Raw genomic sequence first — 21,973 nt, forward strand, 5'->3', positions numbered from 1 at the left:
GGCCACCAGGCCGCGCAGCGCCGGGGGTTGTGCGAAGCGGACCGCAGGTCAAAATCGGATGGTCAGAAGGGCACCTTCTCGGGGTTGTTGAGCAGGGCGGCGCGTCAGCGACGCTCGTTTCGGTGGACACCGAAGGTGGCCCGTGTCCGGCATCGAGGTGCCGGACACGGGCCACGGGATGGGGAGTGATGGGGGTGTACAGAGATGCTGATCGGTCGTGCGGGATTCGGTACCTGTCTGGTCTTGGTGGTGCTCGACGCATTGTTGGCGGCGTGGTTTCTTGCGGCCGGCTCACCCGGCCCAGGTCTCGGTTTGCGGCGATCACATCACTGTTCGTCCTGGCCGCGGTTCTGCGGCGTCCGCGAGCGGCACGCACGTCCTCGTTCGCGGACTCGGATCGGCCGGCCTCTGAATCTGGTGCTGCCGCGCCACCGCTGCGCGCCGACTTGCCTTCGAATGACCGTGTCGGGGATGGGATCGGAGCCCGCTCGGTGGCCCATGGAGGCAGCGCGGCGGAGGTGGGCCAACAACACCGAAGTCCACCCGTCGTGATCATGGTCGGTGGTGTCCGGCGGGTGCGCTACAGTCCTGTCCAGCGAGTCCGGGGGCCGCTACTGCCCAACACTCGGTCCGAGGATCCCTCGCGGGGCCTCGGCCCGAACTCGGTAACCTGGGGGATCACCGGGTTCGAGCAGTCGCGACCCCTTCGACGCCGTGACTCTAGCTGCGGACGGCGTAGGTGTGAGCGTCGGCGACGGTGTAGCCCTTGTCGGTGTAGATCCGGTCGTCGCGGGCTCCGAGGCGTTTGAGGGCCGTGCGTTGGGCTCGCAGATCTTGGCCCGCGGTGCTGCATCGGGCATATCCGATCAGGATTCCAACCCTGAGGCGACCACCGCACTGTTTGGGTCAGCGATACGAGATCCAAATGCAGGACGGTTAAACAGGACGGTCCAGCGACTCGATTCGGCAGGATGTGATCGAGTGCCAGGCCGTTTCGAGTGTGTTGTTTGGGGATCGTCGAACAGCACACCGCGCCCCCGAGGATCGGAGAATGGGTTCAGGCCATGCGAATATCGAACAATGCCCCTGCCTGCCGACAGTCACGTCCACAGCGAATGGTCCTGGGATACCGGCGGCCCGAATTCGTTCGCCGCCGGCCGGATGGAGACGATGTGTGAACGCGCCGTCGCGATCGGCCTCCCGGCAGTGGTCTTCACCGAACATTTCGACTTCGACGACGCGTGGCGCACCACCCCCGAGGACCTTTTGTCCCACCAACAAGACATGCTCGACCCCGACGGGTACCTGCGACCACCGCCACTGGACGTGGCCGGATACCGCGAGAGCATCGACCGATGCCGTCATCGGTTTCCCGACCTGACGATCCTCGCCGGAGTCGAGTTCGGCCAACCCCATCTGTTCCGGCGGCAGGCATCGATGCTGGTCGACGTGTCCACCTTCGAGCGGGTCAACGGTTCTCTTCACACCCGCGAGGTCGGTGACGACCGCTACGAACCCGACACACTGTTCCGGATGTGGCCTGCCGACGACGTGATCTGGGCCTACCTCGAGGAGATTCCCCGGATGGTCGCCGGATCCGATGAGTTCGAGGTGTTCTGCCACATCGACTACGCGGTCCGGGCGTGGCCGAGTGTCACAGAAGGCCCGTTCGATCCCCGACGCTTCGAGGAGGGGTTTCGAGCGGCGATGCGCTCCCTCGCCGAGAGCGGGCGCGCCTTGGAGATGAATACTCGCAGATTGTGGCCGTGGATTCTGCAATGGTGGACCGAGGAAGGCGGCCGGGCCATCACTTTCGGTAGCGATGCACACGTGCCGGAGGCTTTGGCCGACAACTTTCCCGAAGCTGTGGCGATGGTGGAGTTCTTCGGGTTCCGGCCCGGCCGGTGCGCGGAAGATTTCTGGGCCCGCTAGCGGATGTTCTGCGGTCTCCACGATCGGTCGACGAGACAATCCGGTTCGCGTCGGTCCTCGGCGTGCATGTCGTCAGGCGCGCTACGGTCCCAGGATGACGAGCGTGGGTGTTGTCGCCATCTGGCACGGTGAAGAAGGGTGGGGTGTCATCGAATCGTCGGACACTCCCACCGGGTGCTGGGTGCACTTCAGCAATCTTTGGACGCTCAATCATCCGCCTCTTGCCCGCGGGGAATCGATCGAGATCCGCGGACAGGGCTCCGACCTTCAGGTCGGCGAAATCGTGGACTTCGAGTGGGAGCGGGTACCGCAGGACCGCTATTCGTTCCGTGCTGTCGACGTCCGTCCGTGCAGGCAGCCGCCGCGCAGAACCGTAAGATTTTCCGTCAACGGTAAGCGGGTTCCATGGCCGATCGATCGCTTCGGCGAGCTCCCCTACGGTGACCTCTGGACCGAATAAGAAATAGGATCAGTCGCTCCCGCAGGTACCGAACACAGTGCCGGACAACCAACCAGCGACCACCGGCCTCGACTGCCGACAAGAGATCAAGCCAGGAGAGCGTCGACGACGTCCGGCCGGTTGAGAGCGTCGGCACACCAGGCGAAATGCCCGTCGTTGCCGTCGGCGTCGTACGCGTTCGCGGTGATCAGGGAGTACGCCGCGCGGTAGACCAACAGCGTCTCGCGTTCGTACCCCAGGCGGTCTTCGAGTTGCGCGTAGAGATCGAGTTCGGTGTTCAGGGCGCCATCGCCGTACATGTCGAAGATCGAAGCCGCTACGGCGCCGTCGAAGGCCGGATCTCCTTCCGTAGTGAAAAATCCCCAGTCGAGCACGGCGGTAGGGGTGCGGGCTTCGCCGATCAGGATGTTGCCCGGGATCAGGTCACCGTGGATGACGGAACGACGGCGGCTGTCGACCTCGTGCAGACGAGCGCGCAACGCGACAACTTTCTTGTCGAGTTCTTCGACAGCAGAATCGAGCGTCCGCCGGAACCGGGCGAGGCGACGCTCGGCCACGTCTGCGAGAGCGTTCGAGAAATCCTCGGACCCCTCGTAGAGGGGCGCACTCTCGTCCATGACCGGTAGGGTTCGCGCTGCGGGCACCGCGCCGCTTCCCGCCAGCTCGGCGAGTGCGTCGACAAGTGTGGACCGCGCTTCGTCGAGACCGGTGTGCCCGGTTTCGAGGAGATCAGCCAGGCTGGTGCCGACCAGCCGCTGTTCGATCGTGACGCAGCGGCCTTCGACTCGATGGATCTCGAGGATTCGAGGGATTTCGAACCGGAAGGAGTTGGCGGCCAGGGCGTTGCAGAAACACTGAAGCCGCTGTAGTGAGGCTTCCGATTCGTCGAACCAGATCTTCGCGACTCGGTTCCGGTCGACCGCGTAGACGGTGCCTTCCATCCCTTGCCCGAGCAGTCGAGGGCTCGTCCCGTCGGTCCAGCGCTCCAGGATCCGAATCGCATCGTCGTGGGGAAGGTAGCTCATCCATGAAGTCTCGCATCCCTCATCTTCCGGCTCGGAGCGTGCTGTTGACGCTCCACAAGCAGGACGTCCTCAATGGACCTGATGGTCCTCCGAAGCGGAGCGGGACTTCGAGACCGCTCGGAACCGTTCGACCTCCAGTACACGCGCCATCACGACACAGACGGGCGCATGCGGATGCAGTCGTGCCGGGTACCTGACGATCCCGGTGAGCGGTCACCAGCAAGGCTGAGTCATTCGGGCTGCGGCAACCCCAGTTCCTCCGCCAGCAGCGGCCAGGACCGGTGGAACGCGTCCTGCCAGTAACCCCACGAATGCGTCCCGGCCGGCTGCAGATCGAACGTCGCGGGAATGTCGAGCTCGTTCAGACGGGTCTGCAAATTGGTGGTGCACCAATGCACGGCCGCTTCGATCACCCCACCGACGACGACCTGATTGGCCAACGCCAACCCTTGCTGATCAAGCGCCGCATCCTGCTCCCCGATGGTGAACTCGTTGCCGAGGGTGTCGTGCGGACCGGGCAGCCCCGTCGCATCCGAGAGGAACAGACGCGTACCGCGCAACCCTTCGGCATGGACCACCGGATCATGGGCCACCCACGCCGGATCATCGTCCTCGCCGTACATATTCCGCACATCGCCGCCGCCCCAGGTCTCGACGACCAACTTGACGAACTCACGGCCGACCGGATCCGAGGTCTGGGCGCATCCGCTGTACCCGGCCACCGCCGAATAGAAGCCCGGCCTGGCGATCGCATACTGCAACACCGCCGTGGCGGTCATCGAATTCGCCGCGATGGCCTGCACCCCATTGGTGCCCAATGCGGCGTCGATCAGCGGGGGCAGCTCGTCGAGGAAGAACGTCTGCCACTTGTTCCTCCCGAGCTGCGGGTCCTCGCGCTTCCAGTCGGTGTAGTAGGAGAACGCCCCACCGAGGGGCATGACCACATTGACATTCTGACCGGTCAGGAACTCCCCGACATCGGTATTGACCCACCACGTCGCCGAATCGGTGCCACCCCCGGCACCGTTGACCAGATACAGCACCGGACGCGGCTCGGACGCATCGCGGGGGCGTTGCACCCGCACCGGAATGGTCGTGTCCATCGCCGCCGAGTACACCTGCACCGTCAGATACTGGCCGTCGATCTCACTCGACACGATGCGCGAGCCGTTCGAGGCGACCGGATCAGCGAGCAACGCGTGTGAGGCCACGATCGGATCCGACTCGCGGTCCTGCGCCGGCGCCACCCCACTACCCAGAGGCACGATCATCATCGCCGCCACCGCCGCGGCAACCGACCTCGCCCGGGCCCGCCCTACCGATACTCCGTCTCGCACGTCGACTCCCCCTTCGTCCTGCATCCCCCGGCCGGAATGCCGGCCACCCCGGATCTTCTCGTTCCGGACGCGTCGACGCTACCCAACGCCGGAAGGCAGAACCGACACCGGCAGTGAGGCACGGCCGTCACAAGTCCGTGTCGGGTCACATCCCGCGAATCCGAGCTACAAGCTGATAGAACCGGGTACTCGCAGCAGAGCGGTGGATCAAACGCTCAACCTAGTCACCCTTGAGGTTTCGGGGTGCTCGTCGATTCATTGCGCCGCAGTCACCTCGTCGCTCAGTGTGATGCTGACGCAGTCAGTATCACCGCCGTGGCCCACAGCTGAACGAGCCGCTGTCCCAAACAGTATGGGCGGCCTCGATGCTGAGCCTGGCTCGCTCGGCATCGATATCCTGACGTCTCGACCCTGTTCAACACCGCACACCCGGCAAGGACTCTTCCATGACCGCACGCCTGCCGAGCAGCATCGCAACCGCCATCGTCGCACTCGTGGCGATCTGCGGGTGCAGCACCGACCCGGGCTTACCGACCGCCGGGCGTGCCCCCACTTCTGCGGACGCGTTCCCACCGACGCATTCGTCCCTCGAGTTGCCCGCCTCCAGCATTCCGCCCGCGGAGCAGGTCACCGAGATGCTCGCTGCCGCGTTCGACTACGACGTGGAGTTGGAGACGCGAGTGCGCCTGTTCGAAGGCGCCAGCCTCGACACCCCCGATCCCGTCCAGCAGGTCGCGCACACCGGCGAAGCAACATTGCGCGCCACCACGGTCGTACCGGATGGTGCCCAGGCCCTGGCGGTCTCGGTGGTCGGCACCGGTGCCCCCGGCGGCGTGGCGCAGGCCATCACCATCGCACCCGGCAACAGCGCCGTCGTCCCGCTCGTCGCCGAGCACGGCATCTGGAAGATCAGCAGAGCGTGGATATGCACCTTGGCCGGGCCGCACTGTCGGTAGCACCGCATCAGGGACCGCGTCGTCGGTCCTGGTCGGTGTAGGCGATGCACTCGGCCGAGACCCCTTATGGCCGCGGCAGCCTACGGGCACCGGCGGCTCCGGCGATGCTCGACGTCGCTGGGAGTCGTGAATGTAAGCGTGTGCCTGGCGCATTCGTGCTCGCGCAGCCAGGACGACGTGGCGTCTTCGTCCGCCCGGGGATACCGGTGATAGTGACGTAACGTCACCCGCGGTCGGTCCGCACATCATCCATGTGCTCGGTGCGTAACCCCATCCAGCTCCCCACGCCGGCCACCGCGACGACGAGACCGACGATCGCCGGTGCCGACGGCCCCCATTCCACGACTCGCTCGGACACGGAAGCACCGGCATGAGGTCCCGGTCGCGAACGTCCATTGACAACAGGACGCGACGATCCTCACCCACTCCTTGCCCACACGCCTGCCGGAAGCTTCCAGGAAGACCGGCCCGACGAACCCGCCACCCGGTAGGTGTGTGAGCCGACGGCGCACATTCCCGAGGGACCTGTCGAGATGCAGCCCGGAGTGACGAGACATGCCCCGCTACGTCGACGGAGGCAGAGCATGTCGACCGTGCTCGTCCACCCGCGGGTGCGCCGTATATAGACTTGCCGGTATGTTCTTCGGTCCGCGCAGCGGTATGACCCTGGTGTGCTTTCTGTTGTCGTGGGCTGTTGCCGTTGTCTTCTCCGTCGATCTCGGCTCGGCCGGTCCTACACCGGTGTTGCTGGCAGGGCTCGTGGTCATCCTCGCCGCAGTGGCGGCTGTGCTGTGGACGGGCCGTGCGGACGATGCGCTGTTCGGTTTCGGCCGAACCACGCGTGGACCGACCGAGGAAGAACAACGCCGCCGCGGTGAGCTTCGGCGTCACTCCCATCCGGATACTTTCGGTCGTCCGCGACCCCGGGCGCCCGGCCCTCGGGCGGAGGCCGTATCGACTGTGCTCGCCTGAACGCGGGCTCGTCTGAACGATCGGTCTCCGCATCCTCGGTTCTGCTTTTCCGCACGAGGATCAACGGGAGATAAACCTATGCCCACCCCCATGCCCGCCCACTCGGCCCACGCTCATCCGGTCATCTCGGTCCGCCGGGCCAGCCGCCACTTCGGCGACCTGTGCGTCTTTTCCGACGTGAGCTTCGAGGTCGCTGCCGGCCGGTGTTGCGCGATCGTCGGTGCCAACGGCGCCGGTAAATCCACTCTGCTGCGCTGCGTGATCGGCGCCGACCGGCTCGATCACGGCAGCATCACCGTGCACGGACGTCTGGTCGACGAATCCTCGGCGACCTTCCGGGCCACTGTTGCCGCAGTGGTCGGCGAACCCGCCCTGTTCGCGCACCTGACCGCCCACGAACATCTGCAACTGGTCGGTGTCGCCCACGGCGCCGTCGACCCCTACACTTCGGCCACACGCATCCTCGATCAGGTCGGCCTTGCCGAGATCGCCGATCAACTTCCCGTGACGATGTCCAGTGGCCAGCGTCATCGCCTGGCGTTGGGTTCGGCGCTGGTGCGCCCTCACACGATAGTGGTACTCGACGAACCCGAGCAGCACCTCGACACCGGGGGCCGTGCCTGGCTCGCCGAAGCCATCCGCGCCGAGAAGCACGCTGGCACTGCGGTGCTGCTGGTCTCCCACGACCACACCCTGGTCACTGCAGTAGCCGACGAGATCGTCGACGGTGACTCATGGCGCTGACCGATACGTCCCGCCCGATTCCCTCCGCGTCGACACTGCGCGCCCTCCGCCGCAGTTTCGAACGTGCCCACACTCCGCCGATGCTCCGCGAAGGAACCTTCGCGTTGACCGCCCTCGGGGCGTATGGGTGCGGCGGTGTGCTGTGGTGGTTGACGACGCGGCCGGCGACCGTGCTCACCACCTCGCCTCTGATAGACACACACCAGCGGTGGAACCCGACATGGGGATGGGCCGTGGGCGGGGTGCTCACCGCCGCCCTGGTGACGGGAGCAGCAGCGCTGGGGCCGGTGAACGTTCGCAGCGAGACCGCATGGTGGTTGCTGCCCACCCCGGTCGACCGGCGCGGGGTGCTCCGGCCGCGGGTCGGTGCGACCCTCGGCATCGGAGGTGCCCTCGGTCTGGCCGGGGGTCGACTGTGCGGATTCGTCGGTGAACTCGCGCACTGGCTGCCGTGCACACTGCTCGGCGGCGCTCTCGGCGTCGGCAGTGTTGCGTTCGGAGTGCTCGTCCAGTGCGAGATCCTTCCCCCCTGGACCCTGCGTGTCGTTACCGCCGTCTGTCTCTCGGGTGCAGCCGTGGCTGCGATCGTCGCTACCGCAGGCGGCACGGTCGCGCTGATCACCTCGTGGGCTCTTGTCCTCGTCGGCTCGATCGTGGCGGCAGTCCTGTCCGGGATGGCCCTGTGGTGGTGCGGTCGGATCACGGTGGCCCGCATGGCGATCGGTTCCGAGACCGCCGCCGCGACGTCGGTGTCGCTGACGATGCTGGACCTGTCGATCGTCACCGGCGCCCTGGAACAACGAGCCTGGCGACGCGTGGCTCGCCGCCCCTCGCGCCGGATGCCCACCTCCCGCACCCGCGCCTTGATCCGCACCGACGCACTACGTCATGTGCGCCGTCCGCACTCGCTGCTCGTCGCGGCCGGTGCCGTGGGTACCGGGTGGGCGCTGTCGGCAGTGCTGTCGCCACTTGCTGCGGCATGGACGCAGCTGGCGCTCGTGTTCGGGGTGTGCATGATCTTCAGTGCCGGACTACGGGATCTGTGCGCCGATCCCGCACTCGCGGTGATGCTCGGAGCCGACGATCGAGGGTTGCGGTTGCCGTTGACGGTGATCCCCGTCGTAGCGGCGGTAGTGACGACGATGCTGACCGCACCGCTGGTGGCGATGAACCCGACACCGATGGCACTGGTGCTGATCGGCGCGGTGACCGCGATGTACCGGATCCGGACGCGAGCGCCCCTGACCTACGACGGTTTGATCCTCGAAACCGGCTTCGGACAAGTCCCGGTCGATCTGATCCGGCAAAAGATCCGCGGTAGCGACGTGATCGTCGTGGCTGCGGCACTACTCGCTGTCTGTGTCTGATCTCTTTCAATTGTCGATCTCCCACTCCGGGTACCGCGCCGGCGGAAGAAAATCCGGACGCCCGATCCGGATCGGGGCGACCTGATGATCATCGCTGCGGTGAACTCGGATGACGGCGGGATGCGCGATCCACTCACAGGCCCACAGCTCGGCCAGCCGGTGAACCGGCGGGTCCGCAACCCGCTCGTCGTCGACAGTGACATGAACGGTGGTGTCGGGTGCTGCAGTACCGACGACCGCCCACCAGGTCGGATGTGGGACATCGCCGGGAAAGACCTCGCCGAAGGCGGTCACCGCGGTGTAGTCCGGTTCGCTCCAGATCGGCACGCCCTGCTGCTCTGCCTCGTACAGAATCTCCAGTGCGTCCTCGGCGGCGACGAGATGCCTGCCGTCCTGCCGGTGCTGAAGCACCATGCCGGAGACGGGGAGAATGAGACGGTCGATGTGCATCGGGTTCCTCTCGGGGTCGGCAGAGTCGTCCGTTGAGGTAACCAGCGACCTGCACTCACTGCTCGATCGTCACAGATAGACGACCGATCTTCGACCGAACCTCGTGTTCGTCCCGGTGGGGTGGCATCCGACTGCCGCCCTCAGGCCGGGCGGGCAGTACCGGGCCATGGGCGATCGCATCGATCTCCTTGCCGTTCGAGGCGTCGATCAACGACGCCATGTCCGGATCCGGCCACCCGTTCGGGGCGGGCCGACGTCGCGACGTGTGGGAACCGATCCTGTCGCGACGACCCTCACTGCGGCCCAGGCACAACAGATGGTCTCAGTACGTGCCAGCGCAGAAAACCCGCCATCACTGTCATCGGGTCCTCCCCGACGCGCGTCGAACGGCGGGGCGACAAAGCGTATTCGTCTTCGTCGCCCCGCCCTCGATCACCCGAATGGCGGTAGAAGCTCACCGATCACGGGAGGTCGTCGACGAATCAGCCCAGAAGAACACCTCCTGTACGGGCCGGCCGAACGCGGCACTGATGCGCATTGCCAGGTCCAGACTCGGCCGCTGGTCTCCCCGTTCGAGGGCGCCGATCGTCTGTATGTGCGCCCCGCTCAGTTCCGCCAAGTGTCGGCGGGACAGTCCCAGGGTGGGACGTAGATCCCGAACAACATTGCCGATGCGACGTGCCGGTCCGTTCCGAGACATAGAGCTATTTTAGGAAAACCTAACGAAAAAGTATTGTTTAGAAACAAAATGATGTGTCAACGCAGCTAGAGCGGGGTGCGTCGGATCCCCCTGAATGACCGACCCTGAGCTCACCACCGGGCAGGACACGGCATTCCCGCCCACCGGACGATGCAGTAGCCGTCGAGAAAGTAGGTCCTGCTGGGGATCTCGACATTTCAGCGGGATACGGACAGTTCAGCGCACGGACCTGCGATGCCGCCACGCTCGCAGGGCGGGGCCTGTCACGACCCTGGACGAAGCTCGACGAGAACACCGACTTCCTGGATCCACGGTCCTTCCGGCGACCGGACCAGACCCACCCCACCCGGCCCCATAAGCCCTGCTCGGAAATCGGTATGGCAGGTTATTCGACCGTCCGCGAACCCTTGCTGGCCATCGCGGACGGAGCCGACTGACATGAAATCGAGAAACTGGCGAGTTCGATACCCGGGAAGTGTTCGAGGGAGGCACTGTCGGCGAGCCAGCCGACGCGAAATGCAGCGATTGCCGTCTGCGGTCCGCCGTTGGCACCCAAACCGCCGGCCGACACGAACATCCGTTCACATATGCGGGTGCGGCTGACGTCGGACTCTCGCAGCCGGGCTCGCGCCGTTCGGTGCTGTTCGCTGATCTCAGCTGAATCTAGCTGTGTGTACCGAGTGCCTCGATGGCCTTCTGTGGGGACTTGGCCGAAGAACGTGTACAACCGCGGCTGCGACACCTTCGGGCGTCAGAGTCGATGTGTCAATGCTTGTGAATGCCGTGCGTATCCACTCGGCAGTGTTGAAGTGATCGAAATGACCAAGCCGCCAGCGCAGTGCATCCTGCTCTTCTGCGTCCTCGGTGACGCGACGTCGATGCTCGACGGAGTCTACGTACAGGGCGACGCCGGTCACATCGACTCGTGGATCGAGTGCGGCTCTGATCTGTGTCCAGTAGGACTCGTCGGTGATGGTCTGGGGAACGATGACCAACTGCGGGCCGTCATCCGGTAGTTCGTGCACGACTGCGTTGAGCGTTGCGGCAACGAGTGTGCGCCACGCGCTCCACATCTGGAAGTCGCGCACGGCTGCAACTGGTTGGAGCACAGGACGTAGTAGTGCGCCGACCGCTTCAGGGTCGACAATGACTGCCCCTGGAATAGCGTGGGCGAGTACGCGTGCAGCTGTTGTCTTGCCGGCTCCGAAAGCGCCGTTGATCCAGACGATGCGCCTGCACTCGGCCTGCCGATCGGACGCCCCGCTTGCCGTACTTGTCATGCCTTGTTCGTCCCCCATCGATCCGACCCTCGAGCTGCGTGCGGAGGGCAAGTGCCCGACGGCACTGCGAGCGAGCGGTTTCCCAGTAGAACAGTGGTATTGAGCAGACCCTAGGCACGATTGGACAGAAGGGCTGGCAATTGGACCACTCGCGTGTCACTTCACACGAGAGCCTACAAAAGCCACTGTAGGTTCTCGGAGGACCTGCCACTTTCCAGATTTCGTGTCAGTAGGACACCCTCATCTCAGCGTTTCCCCAGATCAGGGGCAGCTGAGCGCCGGGACAGCACTGGAGTTCTTGAGGATTCCGGTCCCGTCTTACTGACCGTTCCAGAATGACCTCACGTGTTCGCAGGGTCGTCCGCTCGACAACGTAATCAACTCGATCCTGCCTGCCGACAGCAGTTTCTAGTAGCCCATCACTGCGTGGGCGCTGTGATGCTGGACGATACGCGGCGGCGCGTACGGTGCCGGCCAGATTTGCAGCTTGTATCGCTCGACCACCTCGTCGACGACGAGATCCCACGCCAGGTCGCGTCCTGCGGCATAGGCGCGGACCCGATAGGTTCCGGTGCCGGCCGAGAGCACCGTGTCCGGGAATCCCTCGACGGGTTCCTCCGCGCCGGTGAGGACCGTGGCGATATCCGAGTAGGTCTGCAGCGAGGCTTCCTCGATGTCTTCCCATCCGTTGTCGACGAGATCGGGAGCATCACCTAGGACCTCGACCTGCAGGTCGAGTGGTCCCATGGACATCCCCGTGTACACGTAGACCATCCCTGTGTCGGCAGCGAGCAGACCGAAGCCTGGCTCGGGCAACGGAGGAAGTTCTTCCCAGGCCCGATCGTCCGCGTCTTTCACGCAGAATATTCGGTCGACGCTGGCTCTGCCGGTGTACAACATCGTGTCTCTCTCCTTCTGCGACCGGAGCAGTCGATCGGCAGAGGACCGATCGTACGTCCCGGTGGTCCGTGCCCCTCGCGCATCATAGGAAAGGTCGGCTGATGGCCGAGGTGATGCGGCGTGAAGCAACTGGGGTCGCATCGTCCGGTTGCGCTGATCGGTGGTGTTCGAAGTTCGCTTCAGGCCCGGCGTGACCACGGTTGGTGGCCCGAGCAGAACATCCCGGAATAGTGCCGATGATGGGTGGCTGCGGACTTTCCGTACTGGCAGACCCCGGATCATCCGCCACGGGTCCGCCGCAGTGAGGGTCGTCGCGGCAAGAACATCCGAGTCCTGCACGTACCTGACCTCAACTTCGCTGGTCAGGGACACTTTCCCAGTGTCCGACCAGCACGGTGCAGACCGACACGAAACGCGGAAACCGACATACTACCGCCACGAAATCTGGAAACCGACACCGAATCGTGGAACCTACAAAAAGTACAAATCGGGCGCGATTCACGGTCCTGTCCAATGTCACTCATGGTTTGTGTGGTGTCGGTGTTGCTAATTGCCATTAGCGCACCATCGCCCCCGAAACACCTGTTGAGCGCCTTTTCCTGCTCGAGAGCGTCGGTGCGGGACGGTAGGCTCCTGTTTCGTGCCCGATGACCTGATCAGCCACCGTCCGGACGACGTTTCCGTGCCTGTGCCGACCGAGTCGGCCCCAGCTGCGCCGTCGGTGCCGGTGTTGCCGACCGAGACCCTCGTGCAGGTGGCCGGGACAGCGGGGCGGTCGCGGTCGGAGTCGACCCGCCGCAACTACGCCGCCGACTGGCAACGCTTCACCGCCTGGTGCCAGCGCGAAGGACACGCCCCGCTGCCGGCGCATCCGCTCACCGTCGCCGCCTACCTCCACGACGCGGCATCGACGGTGTCGGAGGTGGGGGAGCGGGCCTACTCACCCTCGACGTTGGCCCGCTGGGTCGCCGGGATCGGCTTCCACCACCGCCGCGCCGGCCACCCCGCCCCCGGAGCGGACGAGCTGGTCACCGCGACCCTGTCCGGGATCCGCCGGGACTATGCGGCGGCGGGGGAGCGGCCCCGCACCCCGCGGGCGCCGTTGCTCACCGCCGACATCGTCACCATCGTCGAGAAGATGCGCGCCGATACCGGCAGTTGGGCCGCGGAGGTCCTCGAACGCCGCGACTCCGCCATCTTCTTGGTGGGCTTCGCCGGGGCGTTTCGCCGCAGCGAACTCGTCGCGCTCACCTGTAGCGACGTGTCGCTGCACCGGCTCGACGGGCTGCACATCAAACTCCGGAAATCGAAGACCGATCAGGAAGGGCGGGGGAGTATCCGGGCCCTGCCGTTCACGCACAGCCACGTCAGTTGCCCGCCGTGTGCGTGGATGCGGTGGGCGCAGGTCGTCGCCGCCTTCGACACCGGGGGCCGCCCCGCCGTCATCCGGCTGCTCCGCACCGCCGAACCCTTCGAGGCGCACGTCTGCCGGGGATCGCGACCACGCATGGCGCCGTCCTCGCCGTGGTTGCGGGCGATCCGCAAGCACGGCAACCTCTCCGACACTGTCCTGTCGGGGGCGGCGGTACACAAAGCGATCCGGCGCCGCGCCGAACAGGCCGGCTACGACCCCGACATCGTCAAACAGCTCGGTGGTCATTCGTTGCGGGCCGGATTCGTCACCCAGGCCTTCCGCAACGGCGCCTCCGCGCACGCGATCATGCGCCAGACCGGTCACACCACCCCCGCCATGCTCGAGACCTACGCCCGCGAACACGCACCACTCATCGGCAACGCCGTCACCAATCTCGGCCTGTGACCGTGAGCGCCAGCGCCGGACGAGAGTTCTTCCGCAGCACCGATGTTCACGATGCCGACCTCGACCTGCGGATCCCCGCCCGCTACCGCCATGACTGGGCCCTGTTCACCGACTGGTGCACCGCCGCCGACCACCATCCCATCCCCGCCGCACCCGAATCCCTGGCGTTGTTCCTGCACGAGCACCCGGCCGTGGTCGCGACGCAGCGGCGCCGCTTGTCGGCGATCAACGCCGTCCACACCGGGCACGGCTATCCCGCCCCGGGGCGGACCGAGATGGTGCGCCGGCACCTCGACACCACTCGTGCTTCGCGTCTCGACCGGCTCGGGCGCCTTCTGGTGCAGCGGGCGGCCGAACTACCTGTCGAGGGATGGCCGAGCGGACTGTTCGGCCGCCGCGACGCGCTCCTGCTGGTCCTCGCCGCCACCGGCATGACCTTCACCGACCTCACCCGGCTGCGCCGCCGCGACCTCCGCCTCGACGGCAACACCCTCGTGGTTACCACCCGGACCGGCGAAAGATTCCGTCTCCCACCGGATTCCGAGACCGGGGACAACCCCGCGGTCGCGATCTACCAGCGGTGGGCGCAGATCCAGGCGTTCCTCGACCAGTATCCCGGCACCCATCTGCTGCGCCATCACCTCACCGACCCGAGCGAGATCATCACCGATCCGCTCGATGCGGAACAGGCTCGGCAACCGCTGTTGTGTCCGATCGACCGCTGGGGACACCTCCCACACGCGCAGCCGATGACCCCGCAATCGGTGTCGGCGCTGACCCGGGCGCACCTGTCCGGCCGGGCCCCGGTACGGAAGGTGTTGCCCGTTCCCCCGCAAGACGATGTCGACGCTTGGGTCGAGCCTGAGATCGACCTCGACGCCGGCTACTACGACCGCGGTACCACCGCCCGCCGCCGCGATCACCAGACCCTCGAAGACCTCACCGACGTCTTCGACGAGATCGAAGCCCGCACCGATGCGCTCCTCGAGGACCTGATGGGGGTGCTTGAGGGACTGTGAAGGGAGTCTGATGGAGTCGCCCGCTGGACGTGCACGCATGCCGTGCATTCATGCAGTTGTCGTCGGTCTTGATTCTCTCCGACGCATCCCACAGGAGTGCGCCAGAGCCACAGTTAACGAGCGCCGTCGATCAGGACAAGGCAGAACCGGATCCCGCCGAGCCGGTCGCCACGCCCGCCAACCACAGTGCAATGCACTCCGGCGTAAAGCGCTCCCACTTGCACAAGTTGAGGGCAGGCACGGGTGGGGCGGTGTCCGCAGCAGCGGTACCCATCGAACCCGCTCCGAGCGCGGCGGTCACAGCGGTCACGACGACGAACTTGCGCAGCATCAGGTGCCTTCCATAGACGTACATTCTGTGACATCGGAGATGGAGCACTTCGTTACCACAGTATCGATGCGGTCACCGAGGGAAAACCGATGCCATGCTCTTCGAAATCGGTGACCACCTGAAGCAGATGAGACAGGTGAGCGTCGAAGGTGGATTCGGCCAGATGACTAACGGTGGCGAGGTCACACGTGCGCAGCGGAACTGTGTCGGTCTGTGCGGACAGCACGGCGCCATTCGGTCTCTCGCAGCAATCGCAGTCCGTTGAGACCGACGAGGATGGTGGAGCCTTCATGACCCGCCACTCCCAGCGGCAGCGGCAGCGTGCCGACAAGGTCCCAGGTCACCAGGACCACGATGACCGAGGCGGCGATGACGAGGTTGGCGATGACCAGGCGTCGAGCCCTCCGGGCCAGGTGGATCACCGCAGGGATGGCGGTGAGGTCGTCACGGACGACGACCGCGTCGGCGGTCTGCAAGGTCAGATCCGATCCCGCGCCACCCATGGCGATACCGACATGCGCAGCGGCCAGCGCGGGAGCGTCGTTGATGCCGTCTCCGACGACGACCACTTTCGCTCCGTCGGCCTGCAGCGCGCGTACGGCGGCGACCTTGCCGTCGGGCAGCAGCCCGGCCTGCAGGCGCAGCGGCTCAGCGATCAGATCGGCGACCTCGGAATAGGTCTAGCTGCCGAAGAGCGTGTCGAACTGGCGAGTGCTGCCTCTGTCGACCGGCTGGGCCGTGGACGCTGTACGGGTTGCTGTTCACGATCGTGCTCCTATTCGCGCTCCAGGGCGAACAGATCACGTCGCAGCCATGGGACGTCGTGCGCATCGCTCTGCCTCTGCTCACCTATTTTGTCCTCATGTGGGGCGGCGGGTTCCTGTTCGGCGCCGCGATCGGTCTGGGCTACGAGCGCACCACCACCCTGGCGTTCACCGCCGCGGGCAACAACTTCGAACTGGCCATCGCAGCCTCGGCGACAGTGACCGTAGGATCGAAGGAGCTGCAGCGTGCGCCGTGTTCGTCCCAGGGACTCCTGGTGGGTCTGTGGAGGTCACCACGAGAGTTCGCGACAGCGTCCCTCGCCGTCGTGGGGTTCGACCTGCAGGGTGGCGTGTTCGAGGCCGAAGCGTTCCGCCAACAAGGTTTGTGCCGCTGTGAGCACGGCTGTGGAGTCCGCGTCGGATTCGGTGACCAGATGTGCAGAGGCCACTTCCATGCCCGAGGTAAGAGTCCAGACGTGCAGGTCGTGGGATTCATGGACTCCAGGAAGGGCATTAAGGGCGGCGTTGACCTCGGTGATGTCGATACTCTTCGGGGCTTGTTGGAGCAGTATGCCGATCGCGTGTCGGCCGAGATTGTAGGCCCGGGGCAGGACGAAGAGTCCGATGGCGACACCGATGAGCGGGTCGGCGTACCGCCAGCCGAACACGATGGTCACCACACCGCTGATAAGCACGCCGACCGAACCGAGCATGTCGGCCAGGACTTCGAGGTAGGCCCCGCGGACGTTGATGCTCTCCTTGGCGCCGGCGCGCAACAGGAGAAACGAAATGACGTTCATGGTGAGGCCGACCACGGCAACGATGGTGACGGGCAGGCCGGGGACTTCGGGTGGGGCGGACAGTCGTTGGAGGGCTTCGTAGAGAATCCAGAGGGCGACGCCGAACAGCAGGAGTGCGTTGAGCAGGGCGGCGAACACTTCGGTGCGGTACAGGCCGAAGGTCCGGTCCGGTCGGGTGCGGGCACGCTGGGCGACGGTGATAGCGGTGACGGCCATCAACACGCCGAACACGTCGGTGAACACGTGCGCGGAGTCGGAGAGCAAGGCCAGCGACGAGGTGGAGAGTCCGACGACGACCTGGAGCACAAAGGTCACCAGGCCCAGGGCCACGGCGATCCACAACCGTCGGACGTGTCGGCCGGAGGCGCTGGTGGCTTGGGCGGGCGAGAGGCCGTGTCCGTGTCCGTGGCTCATCGTTTTCCTTTCTCAAGACACCGACATCATATAGTCATATGCGCATGAATATATAGGATGGTCGCGAAAATTGGATCGGCACGATCAACTATCCTTCATAGTATTTCGGCGGCGAGGCGCGGCCTGCAGGTTCGGCCGGCGGGAACGGGCGAACAACGGACGAGGTGAGGTTTTCCGTGGCAGGTACCAGTAGAGCTGTAGTCGGCATGATGGTCTCTTGGACGGCAGGCGCGGCCCTGGTGGCGGCCGCCCTGGCGGCCGTGTCGAGCAGCGAGGTTCTGCGGTTGCTCGGGCTGCCGGATCCAGGAGTGCTCACGAGATACGGACTCCCGGCCGCCACCGCGATAGGGGAAGTGGCGGCGGTGGTGATGATCGGGTCGTTGCTGGTGGCGGCGGTGCTGGTACCACCACAGCGTTCCGGGCTGCTCGATGTCGACGGTTACCGCGCGGTGCGGACTGCGGGCGCGGCTACAGCGCTATGGGCAGGATCGGCGCTGGTGCTGATTCCTCTGTCGTTGTCGGACACCTCCGGCCAACCACTGAGCACCGTGTTCGCCGATCCGGTTCCGTTCGTGCAGTCGGTGGGGCAAATCGAGGCATCCACCGCCTGGCTGTGGACCGCGTGTATGGCTGCCGCGGTGGGGCTGGGATGCCGCCTCATTCTGCAGCACCGGTGGACACCGTTGTTGCTGGTCCTGGCGGTAGGGAGCCTGATGCCACGCGCGTTGACGGGACATTCCGCCGGGGGCGGATCGCATGATCTTGCCACCAACAGCCTGATACTTCATCTGGTGGCGGCCGGACTGTGGGCCGGGGGATTGGCAGCGTTGGTGTTGCACGCCGTGCGTGGTGGCGGACATCTCGATGTCGCCACACGCCGGTTCTCCGCGCTGGCGACGGTGGCATTCGTGGTGATGGCTGCGTCGGGAATAATTAATGCTCTGGTGCGGGTTCCGCTTCGGGAGTTTCTGTCCGGCCCCTACGGACTTGTGGTCCTGGCCAAGGTCGTCGCACTCGGTGTAGTGGGGTGGCTGGGCTGGCGCCAACGGACGGTGGCGATCACGGCTCTGGCCGCCGACGCGTCGAATCGGGGGACGTTCATACGCTTGGCGGTAATCGAATCTGCGGTCCTGACGGCCACGATTGGACTCGGGGTGGCGTTGGGCCGTACTCCGCCGCCATTGGGCGAACGTCGCGAACCCAGCCTGGTCGACGAAGTCTTGGGGTACGGGTTCGATGGTGCCCCGACGCTGGGCAGGTTGCTGACGGAGTGGCGGTTCGATCTGTTACTGGGAACCGCAGCGGTCGTGCTGGCAGCGCTCTACCTGCTGGGAGTGCGGAGGCTACGTGCAGTGAGGCAGCCGTGGCCGGTCCGGCGCACCGTGTCCTGGCTTCTCGGCTGTCTAGTGTTGCTTCTGGTGACATCCTCCGGGGTCGGGCGCTACGCCCCGGCGGCGTTCAGCGTGCACCTGCCCGCATCCGCAGCGCTGGCGATCGTGGTGCCCATGTGCTTGGTTCTGGGCGCTCCGCTCACCTTGGCGGCCCGCGCGGTTCGCTCCGGCCCCAGCGATGCAGTTCCAGGAGCCCGCGACTGGATGCGGGCGATTTTCGCCAGCACCGCACTGCGATGGGTGACCCATCCCCTGGTGGCCGCGGTGGTGCTCGTGGGCACCTTCTACCTGTTGTATCTCGGAGGACTGTACGACGGCGGCTCCTACCCGGGACGCATGGTGCTCGATATGTGGTTGCTGGCGGTGGGGTTGGTCTTCTTCTGGGTCACCGTCGGGATCGATCCTGTCCCCGTGCCGCAGGGACCGTTGACGCGCGTGGGAGCAGTGGCGGTCGCGCTGGCCGGCTACGCGTTCTTTCTGGTCGCCCTGATCATGGCGGATTTTGTGATCGCCGCCGAGTTCTATACCTCACTGCAACTGGGTTGGTTCGACGACTTGGCTGCCAATCAGCGACTCGGTGGAAACCTGGCGTGGGCCGTCGGCGAGCTACCGCTGCTACTGGCCACCGTGCTCGCGCTCGTGCGATGGAGTTCGATCGAAAACCAGCGTGCCCGGAAGCGGAACGACCAGGTCGACCGCGAGGGAGATCGCGAACTGGCCGCGTACAACGCGATGCTGAACGGACTGCACCCACACTCTCGTACCGCGGCAGCAGCCGACGCCGCTGACTCCGGCCACGACCCCAAGCGCGAATCGGAGACCGGGTAACGATCCGGTATTGAAACTATGCAGAATAGTAGTAACGTGTCGGTGTCCGTCACCGTTTCGTTATCACGCGAGCGGGTGCCTTCTTGAGGATGCGATCTTGGCCCGACACCGTAAACCAGAGCCCCAACTCGTCGTTCCCCGCCGCTCTGACTGTAGTACTGCAGCGTGGCCTGTTCCCGAGCCGACCGATCCCATCGACGCAGGTCGCGATGACGCTGCTTTCCCGACGACAGTGGCTGTCCTGGACCCGGCAGAACGTCTCGATATCGAGCATCGGGATGCCCTTGCCGAGCATGCGGACGCCCTCGCCCCGAGGCCGATCCGAAGCAAAGGCGCGCATCGCCGAACGAGCCCAGGAACCAGCGGACGCGTGCTGGCCGTGTCGGTAGCGGCAGGCGCGCTGCTGGCAGCAACGACCTCGAGCGCCCATGCCGCCTCGGTCCCTCCCACGGTCAGCGACGAGATCGAGGCCGCGTCGCAACCCTCAGCCCCTACGGATGTGCTACCCCAGGCCCCCCAGGTGTTGCAGGCCGTGCAGGTGCCGATGCTGGCAGACTTCGCGGATCAACTCGACCGGGCACGGATCCGGGAGGAGCGCCGACTCATGCAAGAGGCCGAGGCGCGCCGCCCAAAAACGCTGATGCCTGTCAGTGGCACGCTCACGTCGAACTTCGGACCCCGCTGGGGCACGAGCCACTACGGGCTCGACATCGCCAACTCGATCGGCACCCCGATCGTCTCGGTGACCGATGGCACGGTACTCGAGGCCGGTCCCGCCTCCGGCTTCGGACTGTGGGTACGAATCCTGCAGGACGACGGCACGATCGGGGTGTTCGGGCACATCGATCAGGCCTTGGTTTCTGCAGGTCAGCGCGTGCGAGCCGGGGAACAGATCGCCACCGTGGGCAATCGGGGACAATCGACCGGGCCACATCTGCACTATGAAGTGTGGGGACCGGACGGCCAGAAGGCCGATCCCATGGCATGGTTGAACGCACGAGGGGTTCAGATCGCGTCAGATGCACGCACATAGATAAGGGATAATCGGCGAATGTCTGCGAGGGAAGCCATACACAGGTTGGGGGGTCTCGAAGCCGAGGTGATGAACGAACTGTGGTCGACCGACGAGCCACAGTCGGTCCATGGCCTGGTCGAACGGCTTCGCGATCGCAAGGAATTCGCCTACACCACCATTTTGACCGTGGTCACCCATCTGTATGAGAAGGGCTGGGTGCAGCGAGAAAAACGCAGTCGCGCCTACTACTATTCGCCCTCACGCAGCCGGGAGGAAGCCACCTCCGAGGCACTGCGCGCCCTGCTCGACAGCAGCACCGACCCCAGCGCGGTGCTGCTGCATTTCGCCAAGACGGTCAGCGACCGCGAATACGATGCCCTGCGCCGGGGCTGGACGGGCCGGGCCGCCGACCAATGACATTGGCCCTGGTCCTGTTGCTCGGCGCCGCCCTGATCTCGATGGCGGCCCCGCGAATGCTCGGTCCGCTCGCCGCCACCTCCGTGCCTCCCGGAGTCCTGCTGGCGGCGTGGCTGGGCAGCATAGCCGGGGCCTTGTTCTTCGGCGCCTCCGCGGTGGTCACCTTGGCCTGGCCCGACCATGCGCCTGCCGAGACCGCGGTCGAGGCCGTGGTGCGGTGTCTGTCCGCGGTTTCCCACGCGATGCAGCCGTGGATCACCGAAACCCTGGCCGCTACCGGAGCCCTGGCCCTGCTCACCATAACCGTGCGAGCCGTGATCCTGGGTCGGCGGTACACCAGAGAACAAACCCGTCTACTCGACTACCACCGTGATGTGGTCTCCATCGTCGCCCACTCCCGCGACGACGGTGTGATGTGGCTGGCGCACCCGATGCCAATGGCCTACAGCGTGGCCGGCCGACCCGGATTCGTGGTGGCTACCGACGGGCTCTCGCAGTGTCTGAGCGGTTCCGAACGCGATGCTGTCCTGGCCCACGAGCGGGCACACCTGCGAGGCAGTCACCACCTGATCGTCACCACATGTGACATCTTGGCCGCGGTGCTTCCGGCAGTGCCGTTGTTCGCCGCCGCCCCGGCCGCGGTCAAAACCCTGGTCGAACTGACCGCTGATCAGCACGCTGCCCGCGCCACCAGCACGGCGACGGTGTGCTCGGCGCTGACCGTGGTCTCCGCTTCGACATTGCCGCAGCCGGCCGGGACCTTGGGGTTGAGCAACGAGATCTCGCTGCGACTGCTCAAGCTGCGCGTGAGCTGGCGGACGCGGTGCCCGAAGGTGTCGTACGCCACAGCTGCGGCGTTGTCGATGGCGATGCCTGTCGCTACCGCGCTGGTCGGGCTGGCGGCGACCTCCGCGGCCGTGTGCCTGACCCTCGCTCAGGCATGATCCGGCACGGGCGACCGAACCGACCCTAATTACTATGCAGCATAGTAATTAGGTACGCTCGAGGGCGTCTCATCACCGTGCGCTCGCGCGAAACTTCGGATCGGACAG

General features: G+C 65.6%; 23 protein-coding genes and 2 pseudogenes. 14 read left to right on the top strand and 11 right to left on the bottom strand.

Features of this window, described 5'->3' with window-relative positions; all coding sequences use genetic code 11:
• Positions 1-720: 720 nt before the first annotated feature.
• The gene (locus PV766_RS19990; protein WP_084295212.1) at positions 721-873 is read right to left on the bottom strand and encodes a recombinase family protein; all 153 of its coding nucleotides are present in this window, start codon (positions 871-873) and stop codon (positions 721-723) included.
• A 207-nt stretch (positions 874-1,080) separates the two neighbouring features.
• On the opposite strand from PV766_RS19990, the gene PV766_RS19995 reads away from it, so the two are divergent.
• Together PV766_RS19995 and PV766_RS20000 are read left to right on the top strand one after the other, a co-directional pair.
• Positions 1,081-1,932 carry a PHP domain-containing protein gene (locus tag PV766_RS19995; protein WP_421097720.1) on the top strand — a complete coding sequence of 284 codons (852 nt, stop codon included), beginning with the start codon at positions 1,081-1,083 and terminating at the stop codon, positions 1,930-1,932.
• 103 nt (positions 1,933-2,035) lie between these two features.
• Positions 2,036-2,392, top strand: a complete 357-nt coding sequence (locus PV766_RS20000; protein WP_421097721.1) for a hypothetical protein — start codon at positions 2,036-2,038, stop codon at positions 2,390-2,392.
• Between the two features lie 86 nt (positions 2,393-2,478).
• On the opposite strand, the gene PV766_RS20005 is transcribed toward PV766_RS20000, so the two are convergent.
• The gene (locus PV766_RS20005) at positions 2,479-3,417 is read right to left on the bottom strand and encodes a phosphotransferase family protein (RefSeq protein ID WP_421097722.1); all 939 of its coding nucleotides are present in this window, start codon (positions 3,415-3,417) and stop codon (positions 2,479-2,481) included.
• A gap of 230 nt (positions 3,418-3,647) precedes the next feature.
• The gene (locus PV766_RS20010; protein WP_421097723.1) at positions 3,648-4,691 is read right to left on the bottom strand and encodes an alpha/beta hydrolase; all 1,044 of its coding nucleotides are present in this window, start codon (positions 4,689-4,691) and stop codon (positions 3,648-3,650) included.
• A 509-nt stretch (positions 4,692-5,200) separates the two neighbouring features.
• On the opposite strand from PV766_RS20010, the gene PV766_RS20015 reads away from it, so the two are divergent.
• The gene (locus tag PV766_RS20015) at positions 5,201-5,710 is read left to right on the top strand and encodes a hypothetical protein (RefSeq protein WP_421097724.1); all 510 of its coding nucleotides are present in this window, start codon (positions 5,201-5,203) and stop codon (positions 5,708-5,710) included.
• A 223-nt stretch (positions 5,711-5,933) separates the two neighbouring features.
• On the opposite strand, the gene PV766_RS20020 is transcribed toward PV766_RS20015, so the two are convergent.
• Positions 5,934-6,068 carry a hypothetical protein gene (locus PV766_RS20020; protein ID WP_255163198.1) on the bottom strand — a complete coding sequence of 45 codons (135 nt, stop codon included), beginning with the start codon at positions 6,066-6,068 and terminating at the stop codon, positions 5,934-5,936.
• Between the two features lie 278 nt (positions 6,069-6,346).
• On the opposite strand from PV766_RS20020, the gene PV766_RS20025 reads away from it, so the two are divergent.
• The 3 genes from PV766_RS20025 to PV766_RS20035 all read left to right on the top strand — a co-directional run bounded on the left by PV766_RS20025 (position 6,347) and on the right by PV766_RS20035 (position 8,793).
• Positions 6,347-6,682: a DUF6412 domain-containing protein gene (locus PV766_RS20025; RefSeq protein WP_421097725.1), complete on the top strand. Its 336-nt coding sequence runs from the start codon at positions 6,347-6,349 to the stop codon at positions 6,680-6,682.
• A 78-nt stretch (positions 6,683-6,760) separates the two neighbouring features.
• Complete coding sequence (locus tag PV766_RS20030) at positions 6,761-7,426, top strand: ABC transporter ATP-binding protein (protein ID WP_421097726.1); 666 nt, start codon at positions 6,761-6,763, stop codon at positions 7,424-7,426.
• A gap of 80 nt (positions 7,427-7,506) precedes the next feature.
• Complete coding sequence (locus PV766_RS20035; protein WP_421097727.1) at positions 7,507-8,793, top strand: DUF6297 family protein; 1,287 nt, start codon at positions 7,507-7,509, stop codon at positions 8,791-8,793.
• A gap of 6 nt (positions 8,794-8,799) precedes the next feature.
• Here PV766_RS20035 and PV766_RS20040 read toward each other — a convergent pair whose 3' ends face one another.
• From PV766_RS20040 to PV766_RS20050, 3 genes are all read right to left on the bottom strand, one after another.
• A complete protein-coding gene (locus PV766_RS20040; RefSeq protein ID WP_421097728.1) occupies positions 8,800-9,243 on the bottom strand; it encodes a hypothetical protein in 444 nt (147 codons plus the stop codon).
• 55 nt (positions 9,244-9,298) lie between these two features.
• A complete protein-coding gene (locus tag PV766_RS20045; RefSeq protein ID WP_421097729.1) occupies positions 9,299-9,463 on the bottom strand; it encodes a hypothetical protein in 165 nt (54 codons plus the stop codon).
• A gap of 234 nt (positions 9,464-9,697) precedes the next feature.
• A complete protein-coding gene (locus PV766_RS20050) occupies positions 9,698-9,943 on the bottom strand; it encodes a helix-turn-helix transcriptional regulator (protein ID WP_421097730.1) in 246 nt (81 codons plus the stop codon).
• Positions 9,944-10,761: 818 nt separating this feature from the next.
• On the opposite strand from PV766_RS20050, the gene PV766_RS20055 reads away from it, so the two are divergent.
• Complete coding sequence (locus PV766_RS20055) at positions 10,762-10,959, top strand: hypothetical protein (protein ID WP_421097731.1); 198 nt, start codon at positions 10,762-10,764, stop codon at positions 10,957-10,959.
• 672 nt (positions 10,960-11,631) lie between these two features.
• Here PV766_RS20055 and PV766_RS20060 read toward each other — a convergent pair.
• Complete coding sequence (locus tag PV766_RS20060; protein WP_421097732.1) at positions 11,632-12,081, bottom strand: hypothetical protein; 450 nt, start codon at positions 12,079-12,081, stop codon at positions 11,632-11,634.
• Between the two features lie 682 nt (positions 12,082-12,763).
• Between PV766_RS20060 and PV766_RS20065 the strand changes: the two genes are divergently transcribed.
• Positions 12,764-13,942, top strand: coding sequence for a tyrosine-type recombinase/integrase (locus tag PV766_RS20065; protein WP_033098744.1), 1,179 nt, complete (start codon positions 12,764-12,766; stop codon positions 13,940-13,942).
• On the top strand, positions 13,939-14,961 hold the full coding sequence (locus PV766_RS20070; protein WP_006553261.1) for a hypothetical protein: 1,023 nt from the start codon (positions 13,939-13,941) through the stop codon (positions 14,959-14,961). Before PV766_RS20065 ends, PV766_RS20070 begins: the two co-directional genes overlap by 4 nt.
• A 130-nt stretch (positions 14,962-15,091) precedes the next feature.
• On the opposite strand, the gene PV766_RS20075 is transcribed toward PV766_RS20070, so the two are convergent.
• Complete coding sequence (locus PV766_RS20075; RefSeq protein ID WP_006553262.1) at positions 15,092-15,292, bottom strand: hypothetical protein; 201 nt, start codon at positions 15,290-15,292, stop codon at positions 15,092-15,094.
• A 182-nt stretch (positions 15,293-15,474) separates the two neighbouring features.
• A pseudogene (locus PV766_RS20080) lies at positions 15,475-15,930 on the bottom strand (HAD-IC family P-type ATPase); the annotation flags it as partial.
• 95 nt (positions 15,931-16,025) lie between these two features.
• Here PV766_RS20080 and PV766_RS20085 point away from each other — a divergent pair.
• Positions 16,026-16,340: pseudogene (locus tag PV766_RS20085) on the top strand (arsenic resistance protein); the annotation flags it as partial.
• 6 nt (positions 16,341-16,346) lie between these two features.
• Here the strand turns inward: PV766_RS20085 and PV766_RS20090 are convergent.
• The gene (locus tag PV766_RS20090) at positions 16,347-17,270 is read right to left on the bottom strand and encodes a cation diffusion facilitator family transporter (protein WP_039958313.1); all 924 of its coding nucleotides are present in this window, start codon (positions 17,268-17,270) and stop codon (positions 16,347-16,349) included.
• Between the two features lie 206 nt (positions 17,271-17,476).
• On the opposite strand from PV766_RS20090, the gene PV766_RS20095 reads away from it, so the two are divergent.
• The 4 genes from PV766_RS20095 (at position 17,477) to PV766_RS20110 (ending at position 21,865) form a co-directional block, all read left to right on the top strand.
• Positions 17,477-19,489: a cytochrome c oxidase assembly protein gene (locus PV766_RS20095; RefSeq protein WP_421097733.1), complete on the top strand. Its 2,013-nt coding sequence runs from the start codon at positions 17,477-17,479 to the stop codon at positions 19,487-19,489.
• Positions 19,490-19,859: 370 nt separating this feature from the next.
• Positions 19,860-20,522 (top strand): M23 family metallopeptidase, encoded by a 663-nt coding sequence (locus PV766_RS20100; RefSeq protein WP_006553267.1) that lies wholly within the window; start codon positions 19,860-19,862, stop codon positions 20,520-20,522.
• Between the two features lie 36 nt (positions 20,523-20,558).
• Positions 20,559-20,921, top strand: coding sequence for a BlaI/MecI/CopY family transcriptional regulator (locus tag PV766_RS20105; protein ID WP_033098755.1), 363 nt, complete (start codon positions 20,559-20,561; stop codon positions 20,919-20,921).
• Positions 20,918-21,865, top strand: coding sequence for a M56 family metallopeptidase (locus tag PV766_RS20110; protein ID WP_006553269.1), 948 nt, complete (start codon positions 20,918-20,920; stop codon positions 21,863-21,865). The genes PV766_RS20105 and PV766_RS20110 overlap by 4 nt, the downstream gene beginning before the upstream one ends.
• Positions 21,866-21,973: the final 108 nt, after the last annotated feature.

Origin of the sequence: Rhodococcus sp. As11 (genome assembly GCF_048957735.1) — a bacterium.
GTDB classification, from domain to species: Bacteria; Actinomycetota; Actinomycetes; order Mycobacteriales; family Mycobacteriaceae; genus Rhodococcus; species Rhodococcus gordoniae.